Below are 17462 nucleotides of genomic sequence, written 5' to 3'. Positions count from 1 at the left end.
CACAACGGACCTTGAACTGACTGCAGTCTGCAACGAGCAAACCCGGATATTCATAGGCCAGACATCTTAAGTACCTGCCGCCTGGCTTGCGTTCTGAATCATGGGGACCAGACTTGCTAGGTTATCTAAGCCATAAACGCACAGCGTTTCCCAGCAAGGAGAAAGATATGGGTAAGAAAATCGCCGTCCTGATCACCGATGAATTTGAAGACTCGGAGTTTACTTCTCCCGCAGAAGCCTACGCCAAAGCAGGGCATGAAGTCGTGACCATCGAGATGCAGGCGGGAAAAGTCGTTAGAGGCAAGCAAGGTAAAGCAGAAGTCACCATCGACAAGGATATTGATCACGTCAACCCCGCCGAGTTCGATGCATTACTGCTGCCCGGCGGACATTCGCCTGACTCACTGCGCGGTGATGACCGGTTTGTGAATTTCACCAAGGATTTTGTCGCAAGCGGAAAACCGGTGTTCGCCATTTGCCACGGTCCGCAGTTGCTTATCAGCGCCAATGGCGTACGAGGACGCAAGATGACCTGTGTTAAAGCCATCGCCATTGATTTGCGCAATGCAGGTGCAGATTTTTATGACAAAGAAGTCGTTGTTGATGACGATAAACTTGTCACCAGCCGCACTCCCGATGACTTACCTGCATTCAACCGCGAAGCACTACGAATTCTGAATGCGGTTTAAGGGATAACTGGATGTTGGTTTTATGAGGCGACCAACATAATGGGTGGCCTCATAAAGCTCACTCACAACACGACCTGGGCATGACTTGAAAGTGTGCTGCAAAAGGTCATGCATTGTTTGTAGTGGTTTAATGCAGGTGATTATTAAGCGACCTGGCCTGGTGATGGCCCCCTTAAAGAAGCACCACGGCTAAAAAACCACCCTTAAACATGCATGATTATCCTGATTACATTGGTCATTAGATAATGCTGGAGCATTGGATTTAATACATTTTTAGTGATGCGACTGTCATTAAATCCAATTATCAATCGTTAAACTCACATAGACAGATCAATCACCACTTTCCCGACATGCCCCGCAGACTGCAAGTAGCGATACGCTTTCTGCGTCTCAGAAAGGGCAAACACTCGGTCAACTTCCGGCACAATCCCGGCCGTTTCAATGGCTCTCACCGCTGCCCGCAAATCAGCCGTCGATCCGGTATTATTCCCGACGATATTCAACATCTTCTGCATAATTGGCAGCACCGGCACGTTCAACTCTGCACCACCCACAAACCCAATCACAAAGATTGTGCCGTTATAGGCCGCCGCACCGATCGATTTAGCAAACGTCGCAGCACCCACAGACTCCAACACCAGATCCACACCCTGACCATTCGTCAGTTCCAGCACCCGTTTATCCCACTCCGGCTCATCGCGGTAATTTATGCCCTCATCGGCACCCAGCGTTTTCACCCTCGCCAACTTTTCATTGGAGGAGGAAAGCATGATCACGCGTGCGCCTGCCGCTTTAGCAAATTGCAGCGCAAACAGACTTACGCCACCGGTCCCAAGCAGCAACACGGTGCTGCCGGGCTGAACTTTGCCGCGTACGATAGCGTTCCAGGCGGTGGTGGCGGCAATCGGCAGCGTGGCGGCCTGCTGCCAACTGAGAAAATCGGGTATGCGCACCAGTGATGCTGCTGGCACTACGGCGTATTCCGCCAGCCCGCCATTAGCGGTGACGCCGCGCAGTGCATGATGATGCTCAGCGCAGATTTTACCGGCATGCCAGTGGTACATCATGCCCGGTATCACACGTTCACCCCTCTGCCAGCCAGTGACGCCTGCGCCTGACTCAACGATTTCGCCCGCGCTGTCTGCGCCCGGAATCATCGGCTGGGCGATGGCCCCAAACAACCCGGTAGCCAGCGCCAAATCCAGATAGTTGAGGCTCACCGTATGTTGACGAATCAACACCTCGCCCTGGCCTGGCTGTGGGCACGGAAGTTCAGTGATCTTAAGAGCATTAATATCAGGGGCAGTTAATTGGATAGCTCGCATCATATTCTCCTGTTTTCTAAGTGCGTTCAGTGTGACGCGAAATATGGCGCTATAATCGATGCCAAAACCAAATGACCGTTGCACAGGAAGCAATAATGAAGGATGACGATTTTCGCCAGCGCGAAGCGTTTTTGGCGGTGGTGCGCGCGGGTAGCTTCAGTGCAGGCGCGCGTGAGTTAGGACGTGATGTTTCCGTGGTCTCACGCCGCATCGCTGCGCTAGAAAAGCGGTTGGGTATCCGTTTGATCGAACGCACTACGCGCCGTATCCGTCCCACGGAAGAGGGGCAGCGCTATCGACAGAAAATCGAACTCGCCGATGAGTTACTGCGTGAGGCGGAAGAAGAAGCGCGAGCTTTGGCCGCACGTCCAGCGGGAACTATTCGCTTAACCGTGCCCGCGTCTTTTGGTCGTAGTTGGGTCGCCCAGGCGCTACCTGGTTTTTTACAGGCCTATCCCGATATTCGCATTGTGCTGAATTGCAGCGATCGCTATGTCGATTTGCTGGGGGATAATTTTGATATGGCGATTCGCATCGGTGTGTTGGCAGACAGCCGATTGATTGCCCGTAAGCTGGCCGATACCCGTCGGATGCTGTGCGTTGCGCCGGATTACTTTGATCGCCATCCTGCGTTAACACAACCGCAGGACCTGCGTCAGCATGACTGTCTGGGTTTCACGCCTATGCACAGCTGGCCTGAATGGCGCCTGGAGAAAGACGGTCATCAGATAGCGGTGCCGGTGCAAACACGGTTTGAGAGTGACGAAATGGATGCCCTGGTGCTGGCGGCGCAGGCAAGCATGGGCGTATTACTGGCGGCCAACTGGTTAGTGCAAAAGGAGCTGGCCGAAGGATCGCTGGTGCCCGTTCTGTCTGACTGGCAAGCGATAGGGGAAGATGGCGTCTGGCTGATGAAGCCTTCCAGCCAATTGCAGTCGGCGAAAATCAGTGCCCTGACAGATTGGCTGGTGGCATGGTTTGCGGAGAAGCGTTGGTAAGTCGAATCCTTGCGTAATTTTGAGGTTAAGCGGCTGCAGCGGCCTGAAACCCGCTCAAGCCGTTTGCATCACTAGATGTCGAGCATGGTGGCGCTGGTGGTCGATAACCGCGCTATCCCTTCATCAATTGCTGCAGCGCCGTCGCACTCTGCTCATCATCCGGCACATACACCAGCAGACGGTCACCATTGCGGGATGCAGACCACCAGTTATTCTGGCGCAGCGTCATCTCACCGACTTCTTCACGATAAAAACGTTTCAGACGATTTTCCACCTTGCCCAATTCGTAGCGTTGCCAGGTTTGAGCAAATTCATCCGAGCTATTCAGCAAGCGGGCGAGGAAACTCTCCCAATGCGGATCGCCAAGATGTTCGCCCATCTGGCCACGGAACATCGCCACCATTTGCGGCATCACGTCTTGCCAGTCATTAATCGCTTTGCGCCAGCCGGGATGATTAAACGCCAGCCAAATACAGTTACGATCTTCAACGGCGATCTCCGCGAGATCCACATCCATCAGCGCACACCATGCCGCGTTATAACCGAGAATATCGAAGCGCGGCGTCTCAATAATTGCCGGTAACTGGATCGCATCAAGCATCTGTTGATTGTGGGCTGCGATTTTGCAGCACGCCGCCGCCACTCGCATCGATGGCAGCGAATGCCCGGCGAGCGAAAACAAATGCTGTGTTTCCACATCGTTACACTGCAATGCGGTGGCGATCGCGGTCAGGGTTTTCGGCGAGGCTTTGATGTCGCGGCCCTGTTCCAGCCACGTATACCAGGTGACGCCCACATCTGCCAGCTGCGCCACTTCCTCACGACGTAAACCCGGCGTGCGGCGATGGCGCATATGCGGCAAACCAAGGCGATTAGGATCGAGGCTTTCGCGGCGGGTACGAAGAAAAGTCCCCAACAGTTTGCGATTGTTGTGCTCGGCCGCAACGGACGCAGTAGCAGTGCTCATTGGCAAATCTCCAAACGAGACGGGTAGTGTTTATACCATGATAAACAAGAACTGGTACCCGTTTAATAGTTAGGTGATGCTATGCCGTACTGCAACTAAAAACAAGGTTAAAACCGATGCACACATCGCAACTTAAACGCGCGGGACTGGTGGTCCTGCTGGCTGGGCAGCTATTGCCCATGATCGATTTCTCTATTGTGAACGTGGCGTTAGACGCCATGGCCAGTTCATTGCGTGCCTCAGCGATAGAGCTGGCTTTGATCGTGGCCGTTTATGGCATCGCATTCGCTATTTGCCTGGCGATGGGCGGACGATTGGGTGACAACTACGGACGGCGCCGGGTGTTCATCGCTGGAGTATGGGTGTTTGGTATTGCATCTTTATTATGCGGTATCGCTAATAGCGTCAGCCTCTTGATGTTTGCGCGTGCGTTGCAGGGCGTCGGCGCGGCATTTATTGTGCCGCAAATTCTCGCGACCATGCATGTCACCATGAAGGGCAGGGATCATGCGCGCGCCATCGGCCTTTACGGCGGCATCGGCGGGCTGGCGTTTATCATTGGCCAGGTGTTGGGCGGATTCCTGATCAAAGCAGATATCGGTGGCTACGGCTGGCGCAGCGTATTCCTGATCAACCTGCCGATTTGCCTGTTTGTGCTGATCACCGCGCGTCGTTTCGTACCGGAAACCCACAACCACCAGCGCGTGCCGGTGGATGTCAGCGGCACTTTGCTATTAGCGGGTGCGATAGGCTGCTTGATGCTGGCGTTGGCGTTGGGGCCACTGTTGCACTGGTCGTGGCCGTGCATCCTGTTGCTGGTGCTGTTCCCGGTGCTGCTGCATCGCCTGCGCCAAAGTTCGCTGCGTCTGGAAGCGGCAGGTGGCGCGCCATTACTGCCGCCATCGCTGCTGCGCTTGCATAGCGTGCGCTTCGGTCTGACGCTCGCCGTGCTGTTCTTCTCCTGCTGGAGTGGCTTCATGTTTGCCGTGGCGTTAACGCTGCAATCGGGTCTGAATCTGTCAGCGTTTCAGTCAGGTAACGCCTTTATTGCACTGGGCGCGGCCTACTTTATCGGCGCGATGCGTTCTACTCAGATGGTGGAACGTTTCGGCAAGCGCGTGACATTGCTTGCCGGCTGCGGAATCCAGATGATTGGTCTGGTGGCGCTTATTGGCACCTTCCAGCTTGCCTGGCCGGATGTCGGTGTATTCACGCTGATACCGGCAACGGTGCTGATCGGATTTGGACAGTCATTTATTGTTAGCACTTTCTACCGCATTGGTATGAGCGGGGTGCCGCATCATCAGGCAGGCGCAGGCAGCGCAGTGCTGTCCACCGTACAGCAGTCAGCTTTGGGTCTGGGACCTATGCTGTTGGGTGGGGTGTTTACGCAGATAAACGTGCATGGCAATCATCTGGCGGCCATCTCCGGCACCCTTGGTGTTGAGCTGCTGATGATGGTGACATTGGTCATTTTAACCAGCCTGAACCGTCGTACTTTCCAGCCCGCGACAGCGGAAGGGTAATCCTTATGCTGTGATATCCGCAGCGGCGTATCAGCTTACTGTAAAGTAAGCGAAAATACGCCAAATGCGCTGAATTTACCTTTGGCGTAGCGGTCTTTTTTCCGGAACATATCGCCGCAAGTAACGGGTTGAACCGCGTGTTCAGCCCGTTTTTTGTGGTGCGGCAGAAATGCGTTGAATGGAAAAACGGCAGGCTCATAGCAGATGAAAAAGATGTTAACCGGGTTACTTTTCATGGTAACCACCACAGCCTTTGGTGCGGACGATTTCACCCTCAGGGATATTCATTTTGACGGCTTGCAGCGCGTCGCACCCGGCGCAGCAATGCTCAGTATGCCGGTGCGCGTGGGCGATCGCGTCAGTGACGACGATATCCGCAATACCATCCGTGCGCTATTTGCCACCGGCAACTTCGAAGATGTACAAGTGCTGCGTGATGGCGATGCGTTGCTGATCCGCGTGAAAGAACGTCCGGCCATTGCCAGTATTTCATTCTCAGGCAACAAGGCGATTAAAGAAGACCAGCTGAAGCAAAATCTGGATGCGACCGGTGTGCGCGTAGGTGAAGCGCTGGACCGCACCACGCTCTCGGATATCGAAAAGGGGCTGGAAGATTTCTACTACAGCGCCGGTAAATATACCGCCAGCGTCAAAGCTGTGGTCACGCCGCTGCCGCGCAATCGTGTCGATCTCAAGTTCATCTTCACCGAAGGTGTCTCTGCAAAGATCCAGCAGATCAATATTGTTGGCAATCATGCTTTTTCTTCTGATGAGCTGATTTCTCATTTCCAGCTACGCGACGATGTGCCGTGGTGGAATTTAATTGCCGACCAGAAATATCAAAAGCAAAAACTTTCCGGCGATTTGGAAACACTGCGCAGTTATTATCTCGATCGTGGCTTTGCGCGTTTTAATATCGATTCAACACAGGTAAGTCTCACCCCGGATAAAAAAAGCATTTATCTGACGGTCAATATTCATGAAGGCGATGTTTATCATGTCTCCGACGTGATTCTCAATGGTGATATGGCCGGCCATTCGGCAGAAATTGAAAAGCTGGCACATTTCCCAGCCGGCTCGTTGTATAGCGGTGCAAAAATCACCGAGAACGAAGGGGCGATTAAAACCCTGCTCGGACGTTACGGTTATGCTTTCCCGCAGGTCAGCACCCAGCCGGAAATCAATGATGCCGACAAGACGGTTAAGCTGCACGTTAATGTCGAGGCAGGCCATCGCTTCTACGTGCGTAAGGTGAAGTTCTCTGGCAATGACACCTCCAAAGATGCCGTGTTACGCCGTGAAATGCGTCAGATGGAAGGGGCGTGGCTGGCCAGCGATACGGTTGACCAGGGCAAGGCTCGCCTTAACCGTACCGGCTATTTTGAAAGCGTGGATGTGGATACCCAGCGCGTGCCGGGCAGTCCGGATCAGGTGGACGTGGTGTATAAAGTGAAAGAGCGCAACACCGGCACTTTCAACGTCGGCTTGGGTTACGGTACTGATAGCGGCATTAGCTATCAGCTTGGCGTAAGCAGGATAACTGGATGGGCACCGGTAATACGGTGAGCTTTAGCGGTACGAAAAACAGCTATCAGACCTATGTTGAGATCGCCGCTACCGATCCGTATTTCACCGTGGATGGCGTGAGTCTCGGCGGCAAATTGTTCTACAACGATTACAGCGCGGAAGATAACGACCTCTCTGAATATACGCTGAAGAGTTTTGGTGCCAGCAGCACGTTAAGCTTCCCGATCAGCGAAAACAGTAATCTGAGTTCAGGACTGGATTACACCTATAACCGCGTCAGCAATATGGCACCGCAGGTCGCAATGTGGCGCTATCTGGGATCGCAAAACATACATCCTAAAGTCATCACCACCAATGAAGATGACGATGATGACTATGCCACCAGCGATGAGAAGTTTATCGCCAACGATTTCTTCTGGAACATTGGCTGGAACTATAACTCATTAGATCGGGGTTTCTTCCCGACGTCGGGTGTGACTGCGGGCTTTAATACCAAGGTGACGATCCCCGGATCCACCAACAGCTATTACAAAAGTACGCTGAGTGCTAATGCTTACTTACCGCTGAGTAATGATCATCGCTGGGTGCTGATGGGACGTACCAAAGCCGGCTATGCTGATGGTTTGGGCGGCAAAGAAGTGCCGTTCTATGACAACTTCTACGCGGGCGGCTCTAGCTCAGTGCGTGGTTTCTCATCCAATACGATCGGTCCAAAAGCGGCGTACTACAGCTGTACCGGCAGCGAAAGCAGTTATGGCAACTGTGCGGTGAGTAAATCCGATGATGCCGTGGGCGGCAACGCCATGGCGGTAGCCAGTGCTGAGTTGATTGTACCGACACCGTTTGTTAACGATCGCTATGCGGATTCACTGCGTACTTCGTTCTTTGTCGATGCGGGTACGGTTTGGGATACCAAATGGGAAAACACGGCGGCGACACGTGCAGCAGGTATTCCTGATTATGGCGATCCGAGTGAAATTCGCGTCTCAGCCGGTTTGGCATTGCAATGGCAATCCCCGCTTGGCCCATTGGTATTCTCTTATGCCTTGCCAATCAAGAAATATGAGGGTGATGAGGCAGAGCAGTTCCAGTTTAATATAGGTAAAACCTGGTAGCGGTTATTTCTTTGTTAAAGAACGAAGTAATATTTACGTTATCTTTAAACAGAGAGAACAGAATAAAATAGCCGTTTGCGTAAAATAGTCAGGGTACGGTGCTTAGGGAATGAGTGCCTGCCACCATCGTTGTTATGCCCTTCATACTTCAAATTGCAGGTGCGTTGGCTGCGCTCATTCACCCCAGTCACTTACCTGAGTAAGCTCCAGGGGATTCATTCCCTTGCCGCCTGCCTGCACCTTGAATTATTTTGGGAAATGCATTTTCTGTACAATTATTTCGCCACCCAATTGGGTGGCATTTTTATATTTAACCTTCGCTCAAACGTAATCCCGTTTCCGCATCAAATAAATGCAGCTTCTCGGCGTTAAATCCGATGTGAATCGCATCGCCGCTCCTTGCGGCATGACGCCCGGCGATCTGCATGTGCATCGCATGTCCGTGCCATTCGAGATGCAGCAAGGTGGACTCCCCGGTGATCTCAACCACCTTCACCGTGGCTTGTGCGCGGGTCTCGGCTTCCAGCAAATCGTGAGGACGCACGCCCAGTGTCACCGCCGCCCCTTCGCGTTGCTGTGCTGCCGCTTGCCAGCGCAGAGGCAGCGGTTGCCACAAATCCTGGCACTGCACGCCAGGCACGCCTTCACGGGTGATCAGTTGGGCGGGTAACAGATTCATCGGCGGTGAACCAATAAATCGCGCCACGAAAGTGTCCGCCGGACGATCGTAAATCGCCAGCGGTGCACCCTGCTGCACGATGCGGCCTTCTTTCATCACCACAATCTGATCGGCCAGCGTCATGGCTTCCACCTGATCGTGCGTGACATACACCATGGTAGTCTTGAAGCGCTGGTGCAGCGATTTAATCTCCGCACGCAACTCCATCCTCAACTGTGCATCGAGGTTGGACAACGGTTCATCAAACAGAAACACCTGAGGATTACGCACCATCGCGCGGCCCATCGCCACACGCTGGCGTTGCCCGCCGGATAACGCACGCGGGTAGCGCCCCAGCAACTTATCAATGCCGAGAATGCCGGCGATGCGCTCGATTTTGCTCTGCTGCTCTTCGCGCTTCACTTTTTTCACCTGCATATGGAACGCAAGGTTCTCTGCCACCGTCAGATGCGGATAGAGTGCATAGCTTTGAAACACCATGGCGATATCACGATCGGCTGGGTCGCGATCGTTGATTTGGACTTTATCCATCATGATCGCCCCATCTGACAGGCTCTCCAGCCCGGCGAGCAAGCGTAACAACGTCGATTTCCCGCAGCCGGAAGGGCCAACCAGCACGGTAAAACTGCCGTCGGGAATGGTGAGGTCGAGCGGATGCAGAACGGATTGTTTGCCGTAGCGCTTAGCCACTTTTACGAGTTCAACACTGGCCATGATTTAGCGCTCCTGTGCGGAAAGTTGCAGTTGATGCCAGTCGGGATAGCGACGTGGCTGAGTACTGATTGCCAGTGAAGCCACCGCGATGCCCCATTGCAGCGCGGTAGCGATATCTTGCTGATGCAGCAGCGCAGTGAGAAAACCGGCGTTAAAACTGTCGCCTGCGCCAATGGTATCCACTACCGTGACGGGCTTAGCGGGTTGAGTGATGTGCTGTTGTGATTGCCAGCAACCTGCGCCTTGCGCACCGCATTTCACCACGCAACCTCCGCGCTTGCTAAGTTGTTGAGCGAGTTGGGTGGCGGCCACGTTGAGGTCCTCCGCGTCCATCAGGCCCAGCGTCTCGACTTCGTTGAGCAGTAGCCAGTCACACAGCGGCAACCACTGCGCCATCTGCTGGCGAACGTCGTCAGTCCAACCCTGTGGCGGCCAGCCGGTATCCACGGCGGTGATAAAACCGCGCTGCTGTAACTCACTCAACAACAGCGGGTATTCGTTATACAGATGCAGGCACAAGAAGGTGCCACACAGCAGCACGATATCGCCTTCGCTGGCACGCAGCGGCAGTTGATTCAGCACATCTTCGGCGGTCAACCGCACGATATGACCGAGGTTGCTGAGGAAGGATCGCTCGTGATCGGAGTGTGTCACCCCGACGGTGAGTGAGGTTTCACAGTGATAGCGCGTCCAGTGTGCGACGCTGTGCGGGAAGTAACTGCCCAACCAGGCGCTCAGACCGTCATCGCCCTGATTCGCCACCGCACGATGACGAACCTCCATCGCTTCCAGCGCTAGCGCACAGTTTCCCGCCGATCCGCCCGGTCGCAATTCGCTGTGATTCATCATCACTTCGGTGCCACGCTGCGGCCAGTGGTCGAGCGTGCCCATAATCAAATCGACGTTAATATTGCCGACCACATACAGCGTGGCGGTAGAGTCCATGTTCATCTTCATCCTTTGCTCCCGCCGCTAGCGAGGCCGCTGACCAGCGTTTTCTGTAGCCAGATAGCAATAAACAGCGGTGGCACGGATGCCAGAATCCCGACTGCTGCGATCAAACCATCATCGGTGGCACGTCCGGCGGTAAAGCCCGCAATTGTCACCGGCAGGGTTTGTGCCGCAATTTTGCTGGTGAATAACAGCGCATAGAAAAATTCATCCCATGCCAGCAGCCAGCCAAAGAGCGCCGCTGCGCCCAGTACCGGTTTTGCCAGCGGCAGGGTAATACGCAGCAGTACCTGCCAGACGCGCAAACCATCCAGGCGTGCTGCTTGCTCAATATCTTGCGGTAAGGCATCGAACTGGTTCTTCAGCATCCACGTCAGGAACGGCAAGATTAGCGAGCAGTAGACGATGATCAGACCGGGGCGCGTGTTTAGCAGGTCAAACTGTTGCAGCAGGAAGTAGAGCGGCAGCACAAAGGCCACCGGTGGCACCATGTAAATAGCGAGCGAGGCGAACAACCAGCCATCACGACCACGGTAGCGGGAGAAACTGAAGGCCGCTGGGATTGCCAGCAGCAGACAGATGATGGTCGCGCCCGTTGCCACTAACAGGCTATTGCCCAACGCATGCAGGAACAGCGTGCCGGGCTGGCCGGGTTCCAGAGAAATTAATCGGCCGTAGCGGCTGAAGTCCCACTGGCGCGGCAACCACTCCAGCGGAACACGCGTCAGGTCGCTGGTGGCGCTAACGCTCATCAGAAACAGCCAACCCATCGGTGCCAGCACGGAAATTGCTACCAGCAGCGCGGCAGCGTATTTGGCCGTGTTGCGTAATTTAGCCTTCATACGCGCTCCCTTTACGGCGCTGACGCCACAATAACAACATGTAAAGCGTGATCAGCACCGCACACAATACGGTCATCAGCATGGCGTAAGCCGCGCCGCTGCCCGCTCGCAAGTAGCTGAACGACTCCTGATAGACGTAAAAACTCAGCGTTTTGGTGCTATCAACCGGGCCACCACGCGTCATCACGTAGATGATGTCGAAGATTTTGAAGGCATCGATAGTACGCAACACCAGTGCCACGCTGAGCGGACCGACAATCGCGGGAAAGGTGATGGCGCGAAAACGCCGCCACGCGGAAGCACCATCAAGACGCGCCGCTTCGAATAAATCATCAGGAATCGATTGCAGTGCAGCCAGCACCAGCAAGGTGACCAGCGGATAGTTTTCCAGATATCGGCAAACATCACCGCATTCAGCGCGGAATCCGGCGATCCCAGCCAGCTGCGGTAGCCATCGATAATGCCGAGCTGGGTAAGCAGGGCATTGATGCTGCCGTAATCCGGATTGAAATTAAGACGCCACATCATGGCGTTAACGATTGTGGGCAGCGCCCATGGCAGGATCACCAGCACGCGCAGAATATTGCGCCCGGCAAATTTCTGATTGAGCAATAACGCCACCAGTACACCAATCACGCCCTCGAACGCCACCGAAACCACGGTGAAGTAGAGCGTGCGCCACAGCGAGCTTCGAAAATCGGCATCGGTAATGGCGAACAGATAGTTCTCCAGCCCAACCCAGGCTGGCGCATCACCGCTGCCGATCAGGGCGGCATCGGTGAAACTCAGCCAAATAGTGCGCAGCAGCGGCCAGGCGGTGAGCAACAGCATCACCAGCAACATGGGTGCTAACAGCACCCATGCCTGCCGTTGTTCGCGTTGACGCAAACTCAGCATGCTGACCCCTTAACGTAAACGCGCAGCATTTTTATCCACCGTCTGCATCGCCGCCTCTGGCGTGGCGCTGCCGACCAGCACCTGCTGCAGTTGCTGCTGCAAGTTGTTGGAGAGACGGGAATAATCAGGAGTTTCCGGGCGCGACAGCATCACATTCAGTGATTTGTCAGCGGCTGCGATCAGACTCTCCTGGTTCTTCAGTACTGCAGGATCCTGATATGAGCTTTTCCAGATCGGCAGGCTCAAAGTGGCATACTTGTTCTGCACCGGTTGCGAGGTCATGTAGCTGATAAATTGCCACGCCTGGTCACCGTGGGTACTGTTTTTAGCAATGCCGAGGCCCATCGAGCCGTTCACTGCACCAAATTTACCCGGCGCATCGCCCGGTGCCGGAACGATCCCGACCTGACCGGCCACTTTGCTCTGTTTCGGATCGTTGGCCATGTTGTACATGTAGGTCCAGTTCAGCGCGAAGGCCGCATCGCCATTCGAGAAGGCTTTACGCACATCTTCTTCCAGATATTCACGCGATGCCGGATTGCTTAGCCCCTCATCCAGCGAACTTTTCATCAGCTTCACCGCCTGCAAGGATGCCGGGCTGGAGAAATCGAGCTTGCCGTTGTTGTAGAACTTGCCTCCAAAGCCGGATACCAGCGTGGTGTAGTCACACACCAGCGCTTCCGCCTGCGACCAGCTCCACACCAGTGGATACTTGACGATGTTTTTCTGTTTGATGATGCGAGAGTCGTCAATCACCTGCTGCCAGGTTTGCGGTGGGGTGGTGATCCCGGCTTTCTCCAGCATCGCTTTGTTGTAATACAGGTATTTGGTGTCGAGGATCCACGGCATGCCGAGGGTTTTGCCGTTGTAGACGACGGTGTTCATCGCGCCGGGGAAGATCTTCTCTTTCTCATCCGCAGCGATACGGCTGCTGACGTCCTGCAGCAAATCAAACTTGGTGAATTCCGCAGGCCAGATGGCGTCGAACAGCACCACATCATAGCCGTTACCGCCTGCACCGCGCGCCGCGACAATTTTGTCATGCAGCGCTTCGTACGGCACAAACTCCAGATTCACCTGCACATCCGGATGCGCTTTCTGGAACTCTTGCGTCATGGCGCGAATATCATTTTCGCTATAAGCCGCCTGAGTCATAAACAGCGCGTTGAGGGTGGTTGCGGCTGCCGCGCTACCGGCGCTGGCTAACATCACCGCGATGGCACAGCCTTTCAATGTGGTCGAAAACCGGATTTTCATAACATTTTCCGCCTTGATGCAAGAAGAGGGTGTTTAATTAAATCAATTTGATTGATTTAATAACGCGCACAGGTTGTCAGGTTGCTGCAGCTGACATCAATGAGCTAAAGCAAGTGACGTGCCAGGGCATAAATCTCGTTTGCCGCTGCTCACTACTCTGCACAGATTTTTGCCGCTGTCAGGTAAACAGGTTGTAAATTGTGTCGCCGATCATAGATATTGATGCGCTGGCAGTCGCGGGCGTGAGAAGAGGGAAGCAGGATGAAAACATCAGGAACCAATCTGGAGCATGCGCGCGCGCACAATCGCCGTGTCATCATCGAAGCGATCCGCCTGCACGGTGAATTGACGCGGGCTGAGCTGGCGCGACTGACCGCCTTAACACCGCAAACTGTTTCTAATATCGTGGCTGAACTGGAAGGCGCTGAACTGCTTACCAGCCGCCAACCGCGCAAGCAGGGACGTGGGCAACCGGCGATTCCGGTGATCCTCAATCCAGCCAGCGCGTTCTCCATCGGCATTCATCTCGACCACCAAACCTTGCTGATCGTGCTGGTGGATCTCACCGGTGAAATTCATTTCCGTCGCCTTATTATGGTGCAAAAACCCCAGCCCGATGCCACTTTAGCGCGCATTGCGGAGGTGCTGGCAGAGATCAAAACGCAGTTGGGCGCACGCTGGCAGAAAGTCCTGGGGATTGGCGTAGTGATGCCGGGACCCTTTGGCGTTGAGGGGATTTCTTCGGTTGGCCCCACCACCTTGCACGGCTGGGAGTCGGTCGATATCGAAGCGAGACTGGCGGAGATGAGCGGCGTGCCGGTGACGCTGGAGAACGATGCCACGGTGGCGGCGATCGGAGAGCGTTTCCACGGCGTGGCGCGCCATCTCAACTCGTTTATCTATCTCTACATCGGTACCGGATTGGGGGCGGGTATTATCATGGACGGTCATGTGTATAGCGGCCATGCGCACAATGCCGGAGAGATTGGGCATGTGGTGGTGGAACCGGGCGGACGCGAATGTTATTGCGGCAATCATGGCTGCCTTGAGCGCTATGTGTCACTGCAGGCCGCCTATGAATTCTGTGGGCTGGACCCGATGACCGCGTTGCCGGATGATTTGCTGGAGGTGGATCCTGCGGTGTTCGACCGCTGGATAGATACCGTGCTGACACCGCTGCGCCAGGGCATCAATATGCTGGAGTGCATTTTCGATGCGGAGAGCGTAATCATCGGCGGCATGATGCCCGCTGCGCTGCTGGATAAGATCATTCAGCGCCTGCCGCCGCTCTATCAATCGGTGCGCGGGCGTTATCTCACCGGCTCACGTCTGAAAACCGGCATGACCGGCAGTGATACCGCGGCATTGGGTGCCGCGGCGTTGCCGATTTTTGACGAGTTTAATCCGCAATTTCAGGTGTTGATGAAGTAAGGGCTAGAATGAGCTGGCAAGGCTCATTCCTGACCTTAATTGACTCTGAAACAACGTAAATCCTTACTCGCCATCCGCAAGGGTATTTTTCCGGCGGCCTGCGCTGCGGTGGATAATCTGTTTGGATTTAGCGTGCGAAAATACGCTTAACTTTTCCCGCTCCTGGCCGTGCGTATCCATATTATCGACCGCCAGCCAGGCCGATAACGCACGCTTCACCTGCGGCCATTCACCATCAATCATCGACAGCCAGTCGGTATCGCGATTGCGCTGCTTGCGCGTCATTGCCTGGCGGAAACGCCCTTCATAGGTGAAGCCAAGGCGTTCTGCCGCCCGACGCGAGGCGAGGTTAGTGGAGTCACAGCGCCAGGCGACGCGGCGGTAGCCCAGCTCAAATGCATGCTGCAATAACAAGTAGATTGCTTCACTGCCCAGCACGTTGCGTTGCATCAGCGCTGACCAGGTGACATGACCAATCTCAATCGCGCCGTTTGCGCCATCAATATTGGCGAAACACACCGCACCCACAGCGTGCTGACTACGATGGTCGATCACCGCATAACTCACCAAGCCGCTGTCGTGGCATTTACCACTGATCCAACTTTCCATCTCCTCCAGCGAAGCGGGCTTTGTCGCGCCCAACCAGGTCCAGTCACGATCGTCTGGCGCGCGTGAGAAGGCATCAAACAAGGCGACGCTGTGTGCAAAGTTCAGCGGTTCAAGGGTGCAAAATCGGCCTTTTAAGGCGATAGCGGGCGGTGAAGCCAGCGGTTGCCAATCCGGCAAAGCTTCACCTACCGATTGACCATATTGATTCAGTCGCGTCATCGTCTAGTCCTTAACTTGATTGAAGAAAACCGGTCACGGCATGGCGCGTGAGTTGCGACAACATCTGCTGCGTCGCGTTTTCAGGCTGATGCTGCAACAATGCAATGCCCATATGACCTGGCGATGGCAATGGGGCATTGAGGGGAGACAAATAGCCGGGTAATCCAATATGGCTGCGCAAGGTCACGCCCAGCCCGGCTTGCACGGCAGCCCAAATACCGCTGAGGCTGTGGCTGGTAAACACCACGCGCCATGAAATACCCGCCTGTTCCAGTGCCGCGATAGCACGCGCGCGCATCAAACAAGGCGCCTCAAACATGACTAATGGCAGAGATTCGCCTTGTCTCAGGACATCCGCAATATCCAGGCTTTCTGCGCCAATCCAAGTCAGCGCTGTCTGTCCCAGTAGCTGGCTTTGTGCGGGTAGATCATCACCTTGCCACAGTAAAGCCATATCAAGGCTTTTGTCCGCCATCGCCTGAAGTAGCGGTTGATTACGATCCACGCGGGCACTGATGCGCACCCCAGGATGCTGGCGGCTGAAGGGACCAAGAATACCGGGCATCAGCGATTCGCCGAAATCCTCTTGCATGCCGATGCGCACATCGCCCTGCAACAGTTCTCCGCGCACCGCGCGCCAGGCCTCATCATTCAACGCGATTAAGCGCCGGGCGTAGCTCAACAGCAACTCGCCGCCCTCAGTCGGCACCAAATGGCGTCCGCGCTTGGTGACCAGCGCCATTCCGCACTGCTGTTCCAGCTTTTTCAGTTGTGCACTGACAGCCGAGGTTGAACGGCATAACTGTTGCGCCGCCAACGCGAAACTGCCGCGTTCAATCCCCAGTACAAAACTGCGCAGGGCATCGCTGTCGAGCGATACTGGAATCTTTTCCATAATCATCCTCTAAGTCAGGATTGTTGTTCCTGAACAATATGATTTTCAGGATTATTGCCGTGCAACACAATCACTGCCTACCCCCGCAGGAGAAAATCATGAGTCATTCATTGGATCGAGAGTCGTTAGAACGTGTTGCACCGAAATTAGCGGAACTGACGCAGCAGGTTTTATTTGCTGATATCTGGCAGCGTAGCACGCTGACACCTCGCGAGCGCAGTTTGATTACGCTGGCGACATTAACTGCACTGGGTCGCGATCGGCAACTGCCCTGGCATCTGCACTTTGCGGTGCAAAATGGATTAAGTCAGGAGGAACTGGTCGAACTTTTCACCCATTTAGCGTTTTACGCGGGTTGGCCGGCTGCGGTGAGTGCGCTTACTGTGCTTGAACAGGAGTCTATCTAATGCCCTTCACCCGGATAACAGTGCGGCACGGCTGGAGTGAAACCGATTTAAAAGTCTTATCGGACACGCTGCATGAGGTGCTGGTGGCGGAATTTAACGTGCCTCTGCACGACCGTTTTCAGGTGATTGAAGTATTGCCAGAACAACGCCTGATTTATGATGCACACTACCTAAGTGAAGGTCGCAGTGAGCGCTATGTGCTGCTGCATATTGTGGCTGGCAAGACGCGCAGTGAAGCGCAGAAACGCCAGACTTACCAGCGCTTAAGTGACCTGTTCCTTGAACGGTTGCAGCTCAGACCTGCGGATTTGATGATCATCATCCAGCATACCAATGCCGAAGACTGGAGCTTTAGCGGCGGCAATATGTTTGAATTGGGGATGATTCCACAGGATTAGTGGCGGATGTGGCAAC

Annotated in this window: 15 protein-coding genes and 2 pseudogenes; 7 read left to right on the top strand and 10 right to left on the bottom strand. The window is 54.6% G+C overall.

Annotated elements, in window-relative coordinates; all coding sequences use genetic code 11:
• Positions 1 to 167 precede the first annotated feature (167 nt).
• Positions 168 to 689, top strand: coding sequence for a type 1 glutamine amidotransferase domain-containing protein (locus HA45_RS13895; RefSeq protein WP_100703077.1), 522 nt, complete (start codon positions 168 to 170; stop codon positions 687 to 689).
• Between the two features lie 317 nt (positions 690 to 1006).
• Here HA45_RS13895 and HA45_RS13890 read toward each other — a convergent pair whose 3' ends face one another.
• Positions 1007 to 2017, bottom strand: coding sequence for a zinc-dependent alcohol dehydrogenase family protein (locus tag HA45_RS13890; protein ID WP_240629264.1), 1011 nt, complete (start codon positions 2015 to 2017; stop codon positions 1007 to 1009).
• 92 nt (positions 2018 to 2109) lie between these two features.
• Between HA45_RS13890 and HA45_RS13885 the strand changes: the two genes are divergently transcribed.
• Positions 2110 to 3012, top strand: coding sequence for a LysR family transcriptional regulator (locus tag HA45_RS13885; protein ID WP_100703079.1), 903 nt, complete (start codon positions 2110 to 2112; stop codon positions 3010 to 3012).
• Between the two features lie 112 nt (positions 3013 to 3124).
• Here the strand turns inward: HA45_RS13885 and HA45_RS13880 are convergent, their stop codons facing one another.
• Positions 3125 to 3979, bottom strand: a complete 855-nt coding sequence (locus HA45_RS13880) for a helix-turn-helix transcriptional regulator (protein ID WP_100703080.1) — start codon at positions 3977 to 3979, stop codon at positions 3125 to 3127.
• 116 nt (positions 3980 to 4095) lie between these two features.
• On the opposite strand from HA45_RS13880, the gene HA45_RS13875 reads away from it, so the two are divergent.
• The gene (locus HA45_RS13875; protein WP_100703081.1) at positions 4096 to 5505 is read left to right on the top strand and encodes an MFS transporter; all 1410 of its coding nucleotides are present in this window, start codon (positions 4096 to 4098) and stop codon (positions 5503 to 5505) included.
• 35 nt (positions 5506 to 5540) lie between these two features.
• Here the strand turns inward: HA45_RS13875 and HA45_RS27435 are convergent, their stop codons facing one another.
• Positions 5541 to 5741, bottom strand: coding sequence for a hypothetical protein (locus tag HA45_RS27435; RefSeq protein ID WP_162288449.1), 201 nt, complete (start codon positions 5739 to 5741; stop codon positions 5541 to 5543).
• Between HA45_RS27435 and bamA the strand changes: the two are divergent.
• Positions 5710 to 8147 (top strand): annotated as a pseudogene (gene bamA, locus HA45_RS13870) (outer membrane protein assembly factor BamA). The gene HA45_RS27435 and the pseudogene bamA overlap by 32 nt on opposite strands.
• 310 nt (positions 8148 to 8457) lie before the next feature.
• Here bamA and HA45_RS13865 read toward each other — a convergent pair.
• The 5 genes and pseudogenes from HA45_RS13865 to HA45_RS13845 all read right to left on the bottom strand — a co-directional run bounded on the left by HA45_RS13865 (position 8458) and on the right by HA45_RS13845 (position 13487).
• The gene (locus tag HA45_RS13865; protein WP_100703084.1) at positions 8458 to 9540 is read right to left on the bottom strand and encodes an ABC transporter ATP-binding protein; all 1083 of its coding nucleotides are present in this window, start codon (positions 9538 to 9540) and stop codon (positions 8458 to 8460) included.
• Positions 9541 to 9543: 3 nt separating this feature from the next.
• Positions 9544 to 10485 (bottom strand): carbohydrate kinase family protein, encoded by a 942-nt coding sequence (locus HA45_RS13860; protein WP_100703235.1) that lies wholly within the window; start codon positions 10483 to 10485, stop codon positions 9544 to 9546.
• A gap of 8 nt (positions 10486 to 10493) precedes the next feature.
• The gene (locus HA45_RS13855; protein ID WP_100703085.1) at positions 10494 to 11333 is read right to left on the bottom strand and encodes a carbohydrate ABC transporter permease; all 840 of its coding nucleotides are present in this window, start codon (positions 11331 to 11333) and stop codon (positions 10494 to 10496) included.
• Positions 11323 to 12230 (bottom strand): annotated as a pseudogene (locus HA45_RS13850) (carbohydrate ABC transporter permease). The gene HA45_RS13855 and the pseudogene HA45_RS13850 overlap by 11 nt, the downstream one beginning before the upstream one ends.
• 9 nt (positions 12231 to 12239) lie before the next feature.
• Positions 12240 to 13487 (bottom strand): extracellular solute-binding protein, encoded by a 1248-nt coding sequence (locus tag HA45_RS13845; RefSeq protein WP_100703087.1) that lies wholly within the window; start codon positions 13485 to 13487, stop codon positions 12240 to 12242.
• A gap of 261 nt (positions 13488 to 13748) precedes the next feature.
• Between HA45_RS13845 and HA45_RS13840 the strand changes: the two genes are divergently transcribed.
• Positions 13749 to 14918, top strand: a complete 1170-nt coding sequence (locus HA45_RS13840; protein ID WP_100703088.1) for an ROK family transcriptional regulator — start codon at positions 13749 to 13751, stop codon at positions 14916 to 14918.
• Between the two features lie 63 nt (positions 14919 to 14981).
• Here the strand turns inward: HA45_RS13840 and HA45_RS13835 are convergent, their stop codons facing one another.
• Positions 14982 to 15746: a GNAT family N-acetyltransferase gene (locus HA45_RS13835; protein ID WP_128598959.1), complete on the bottom strand. Its 765-nt coding sequence runs from the start codon at positions 15744 to 15746 to the stop codon at positions 14982 to 14984.
• A 10-nt stretch (positions 15747 to 15756) separates the two neighbouring features.
• Positions 15757 to 16641, bottom strand: a complete 885-nt coding sequence (locus HA45_RS13830) for a LysR substrate-binding domain-containing protein (RefSeq protein WP_100703236.1) — start codon at positions 16639 to 16641, stop codon at positions 15757 to 15759.
• Positions 16642 to 16739: 98 nt separating this feature from the next.
• Here HA45_RS13830 and HA45_RS13825 point away from each other — a divergent pair, with 98 nt between their 5' ends.
• Both HA45_RS13825 and HA45_RS13820 read left to right on the top strand, forming a co-directional pair.
• A complete protein-coding gene (locus HA45_RS13825) occupies positions 16740 to 17048 on the top strand; it encodes a carboxymuconolactone decarboxylase family protein (protein ID WP_100703090.1) in 309 nt (102 codons plus the stop codon).
• Positions 17048 to 17446 (top strand): tautomerase family protein, encoded by a 399-nt coding sequence (locus tag HA45_RS13820; protein ID WP_100703091.1) that lies wholly within the window; start codon positions 17048 to 17050, stop codon positions 17444 to 17446. Before HA45_RS13825 ends, HA45_RS13820 begins: the two co-directional genes overlap by 1 nt.
• Positions 17447 to 17462 lie beyond the last annotated feature (16 nt).

Source organism: Pantoea rodasii (genome assembly GCF_002095465.1).
GTDB lineage: Bacteria > Pseudomonadota > Gammaproteobacteria > Enterobacterales > Enterobacteriaceae > Pantoea > Pantoea rodasii.
The sequence above is the reverse complement of the archived record's forward strand: the minus strand, read 5'-3'. Positions and strand labels throughout refer to the sequence as shown.

What these genes read in the sequence shown, in the direction of transcription:
- HA45_RS13835 (WP_128598959.1), bottom strand. Translation starts at nt 15,746, where the DNA reads ATGACGCGACTGAATCAATATGGTCAATCGGTAGGTGAAGCTTTGCCG.
- HA45_RS13890 (WP_240629264.1), bottom strand. Translation starts at nt 2,017, where the DNA reads ATGATGCGAGCTATCCAATTAACTGCCCCTGATATTAATGCTCTTAAG.
- HA45_RS13880 (WP_100703080.1), bottom strand. Translation starts at nt 3,979, where the DNA reads ATGAGCACTGCTACTGCGTCCGTTGCGGCCGAGCACAACAATCGCAAA.
- HA45_RS13830 (WP_100703236.1), bottom strand. Translation starts at nt 16,641, where the DNA reads ATGGAAAAGATTCCAGTATCGCTCGACAGCGATGCCCTGCGCAGTTTT.
- HA45_RS13825 (WP_100703090.1), top strand. Translation starts at nt 16,740, where the DNA reads ATGAGTCATTCATTGGATCGAGAGTCGTTAGAACGTGTTGCACCGAAA.
- HA45_RS13855 (WP_100703085.1), bottom strand. Translation starts at nt 11,333, where the DNA reads ATGAAGGCTAAATTACGCAACACGGCCAAATACGCTGCCGCGCTGCTG.
- HA45_RS13885 (WP_100703079.1), top strand. Translation starts at nt 2,110, where the DNA reads ATGAAGGATGACGATTTTCGCCAGCGCGAAGCGTTTTTGGCGGTGGTG.
- HA45_RS13865 (WP_100703084.1), bottom strand. Translation starts at nt 9,540, where the DNA reads ATGGCCAGTGTTGAACTCGTAAAAGTGGCTAAGCGCTACGGCAAACAA.
- HA45_RS13840 (WP_100703088.1), top strand. Translation starts at nt 13,749, where the DNA reads ATGAAAACATCAGGAACCAATCTGGAGCATGCGCGCGCGCACAATCGC.
- HA45_RS27435 (WP_162288449.1), bottom strand. Translation starts at nt 5,741, where the DNA reads ATGAAAAGTAACCCGGTTAACATCTTTTTCATCTGCTATGAGCCTGCC.
- HA45_RS13860 (WP_100703235.1), bottom strand. Translation starts at nt 10,485, where the DNA reads ATGGACTCTACCGCCACGCTGTATGTGGTCGGCAATATTAACGTCGAT.
- HA45_RS13895 (WP_100703077.1), top strand. Translation starts at nt 168, where the DNA reads ATGGGTAAGAAAATCGCCGTCCTGATCACCGATGAATTTGAAGACTCG.
- HA45_RS13875 (WP_100703081.1), top strand. Translation starts at nt 4,096, where the DNA reads ATGCACACATCGCAACTTAAACGCGCGGGACTGGTGGTCCTGCTGGCT.
- HA45_RS13820 (WP_100703091.1), top strand. Translation starts at nt 17,048, where the DNA reads ATGCCCTTCACCCGGATAACAGTGCGGCACGGCTGGAGTGAAACCGAT.
- HA45_RS13845 (WP_100703087.1), bottom strand. Translation starts at nt 13,487, where the DNA reads ATGAAAATCCGGTTTTCGACCACATTGAAAGGCTGTGCCATCGCGGTG.